At 38.8% G+C, this 3,264-nt stretch carries 4 protein-coding genes; 2 read left to right on the top strand and 2 right to left on the bottom strand.

Annotation, left to right across the window (positions count from 1 at the left end; all coding sequences use genetic code 11):
• Positions 1-310: hypothetical protein (locus F6K57_RS40830; protein WP_293074709.1), on the top strand; the 310-nt coding region annotated here is incomplete at its 5' end.
• 119 nt (positions 311-429) lie between these two features.
• Complete coding sequence (locus tag F6K57_RS40825; RefSeq protein WP_293074666.1) at positions 430-570, top strand: hypothetical protein; 141 nt, start codon at positions 430-432, stop codon at positions 568-570.
• Positions 571-700: 130 nt separating this feature from the next.
• Here the strand turns inward: F6K57_RS40825 and F6K57_RS40820 are convergent, their stop codons facing one another.
• On the bottom strand, positions 701-1,804 hold the full coding sequence (locus F6K57_RS40820; protein WP_293074663.1) for a response regulator: 1,104 nt from the start codon (positions 1,802-1,804) through the stop codon (positions 701-703).
• A 100-nt stretch (positions 1,805-1,904) separates the two neighbouring features.
• Positions 1,905-3,264, bottom strand: a 1,360-nt coding sequence (locus tag F6K57_RS40815) for a GAF domain-containing sensor histidine kinase (protein ID WP_293074660.1), incomplete at its 5' end; no start/stop codon positions are given.

Below are 3,264 nucleotides of genomic sequence, written 5' to 3'. Positions count from 1 at the left end.
TCCCAGCCAAATCAGTATTGGAGGCCATTCCAGAAGCCCCCAAAACCCACCAGGGCAGATTGCGATTTCCCAAAAAGTAGGATTCTATACCCTCAGATGCTTTCCGTTGAAGAATAACCCCAAAAACGACTATGCAAATCAGGTAAATAGTAACAATGATGTAATCAACTGGATGCATGAATTTTATGATCAAGGATTAAGGATTCAAGACTCGGCTTGGGCAATCACTACTGGGGTGATCTCGGAAAAATCAATGGCCAGAAGAAAGTTTTGCATGATATCAAGTCCGAAGCGCATTGATATTGTATAATACAAGAGTCTTCTGCAGGTGTTGAGGCTATGGACTCTTAATACCAATAACAAATGACAACAGACTTTTGAGCAAAAAACTAACACTTAAGCATATGCGCTACGGGCACGCTACTTGAGGTGCAGTCAGCTAAAGCCATAGCTTCATGCTGCACAAGCAGTTACTATAGAGTACCTAAATCAATTGTGATAATTTTTGATGCCCTACTCCCTACTCCCTATTCCCTACTCCCTATTCCCTGTTCCCTTTGCTATTGCTGATCGCTAACTGCACCTCAAGTAGCACCATCTGTAGCCCATAGGCTTACAGCATACTTGATATTATAGATGAACCCTGAAAAATTAAAGTTTAATTATTAAACTTTAGTAATCAACAATCAAGAATCAATCCTTAAATTGATAATTTTCCTGGAAGTATAACATGGACAATTGTTTGTTGTCCTGGGGAACTGGTTATGTTTAATTCTCCACCATGTAATTCAGTCAACAGTTTGGCAATAATCAACCCTAATCCAGAACCTTGTTGCTCGTAGAGTTTACGATCAAATTGCATATAGGCTCCGAGTTTAGCAATTTGAGTTGGTGTCATGCCTCGTCCCTGATCGATCACCAAAATATTTAACTTATTATCCTGGAAATAACTCTGAATCTTAATCGGCTTACCAAACTCGGAAAACTTCAAGGCATTATCAATGATTTCTTCAACAATTTTAGTGAATTTGGATTGGTAAATATTGACAACTACTTCTTGCAGTTCTAAGTGCAAATCGTCTTTCCGGTTTACCTTCAGACATTTTTGGATAGCAAGGTCTTGGATAATTGTTCTAGTAAAACTTTGCTCTCCATAATCAAGCAGCTTCCTGGCTTGCTTAGGTTGTTGCTCGATTCGCGCTAGTTCTGCATAGAGTAAAAAATTATGGGTGAGCCGATATAAACGTTCTCCAGATACACGGATTTCCTGAAGCATTTCCATAGCTTCACCCCGCTCTATGGTATCATAATCTTCTATCAGGAATTGGGCAAGATTCAAAATGCCATTGAGAGGAGTACGCAACTCATGAGGTAGTGCATGAGTGATGTTATCGCGCAATTCATCGACCTGTTTTTGAGATTCTTGCTCAACAGCCATCTGCTTGGCTAAGCGGGTTGTGATTGCTCCTAATAATTCATCTCTAGTAAATGGCTTGGTCAGATAATCATCTGCGCCCAGTTCCATCCCCATCCGCAGATCACTTTTTGTAGATTTAGCCGTAAGAAAAATCAAGGGAATTGTCTGGGTGGATGGAATTTCTTGTAACTGAATCATTACACCGTAACCATCCAGTTTCGGCATTTTAATATCGCAAATAATCAAATCAGGACTTTCATTTTTTGCCAATTCCACTCCGATTTCACCATTTTCTGCTTCAATAACATCGAAATTTTCAGCCCGAAGTATTTCAACAATAATCGTACGGATATCTTCCTCGTCTTCAATAACTAAAATCTGCGACATATATCAGTTACTCCTTAAAAAAAACAACATTTATCAACGTTTTTAAAGACCAATTAAAACTAATCTTTTGTTCTAGGCATAATCATAATTCCTATTAGGATCAACTGCCAACTGCCAACTGGCAAACAGCTCTCGGTCTTTGTACTTGCTCTGGTGCTGCAGCAGGGGAGTACAGTGGAATTGTGACAGTAAACGTTGTGCCAATACCGACCTGGCTATTTACCGTAATTTCACCACCGTGTACTTCCACAGACTGTTTGACAATTGCAAGTCCGAGTCCAGTTCCTGGAATATTGCCTACATTATTGCATCGATGAAATGACTCAAACAGTTGCTTTTGGTCTTCTTCTGGAATACCAATACCCTGGTCTTTAACCTTAAAGGTAACCTCTTCTTGATTACAAATCAAGTCAAAGTTTATGGTGCTCTCATTGGGGGAATATTTAGTAGCATTTGATAGCAAATTTCTCAAGATGTGTCTGAGCAGTTGTTCATCGAACTCAGCCTCTGGGCATTCACCTTGAATAGCAAAAACAAGGGTTTGTTTGGTGTTAAGACCTAGTTCTATCTCTTCGACTAAGTCACGGCAGAATTCAAGTAAATTTAATGGTGTAGGGTTGAATTTTAGTTTTCCGGCGTTGGCTTTATTGACTACCAACACGTCATCTAACATGTGGAGCATATGTTTTATATTGGCTTGAATCCGATCTAGATAGTTTTGTTTTTTCTCCTCATTCCAATTCTGGCTGTAATATTTGAAAATTTCAGTAATCCCCATAATACTGGTTAGGGGGGTGCGGAACTCGTGGGAAGTCATAGAGATAAATCGAGATTTGAGTTCAGTGAGTTCCTTTTCTCTTTCCAGAGATTTGCGAATCTGTTTTTCGAGTCTCTCCCTAACTTGAACGTCATGCAAGGTCTGGTAAAGCGTGGCATTTTCCAAAGAAATTGCCGCTTGATTACACAGAAGGCTTAACACTTCTACGTGTTCATTGGTAAAATTTCCAGAAATTATATTATTTTCTAAATACACCATACCAATCATATTTTTTTTACGCAGAAGTGGCAAACACACAGCTGACTTTGGCTGATGCTTTATGATGTATATATCATCAGCAAAAGTAGAGTTAGTAACCAGATTATTTAAAATCAAATTTTCTTGACTGATAGCGACATAATTAATTACAGATTTGGGCAATTGCTGAGTAATGGTTACTGGAATTGAATGCCTTACTGTTACGCCATTGTTAACCACTGAACCGGCTGCCTCTATCATCAGTTTATTTTCTTTTGACAAAATGATAAACCCCTTTTTAGCCCCAGCATTAGTCAGGAGAATATGCATCAACTTGTCCAGTAAATTATCGAAAACTATTTCTTCTGAAATGGCTTGAGATGCCTTGATAACGTCAGATAAATCCAGTGCGGTTAAACTTAGTGTTATCGTTGAGTTGGTTATG

This window comes from Moorena sp. SIO4A5, from assembly GCF_010672005.1.
GTDB lineage: Bacteria > Cyanobacteriota > Cyanobacteriia > Cyanobacteriales > Coleofasciculaceae > Moorena.
This window is presented reverse-complemented; position numbering and strand designations above follow the sequence as displayed.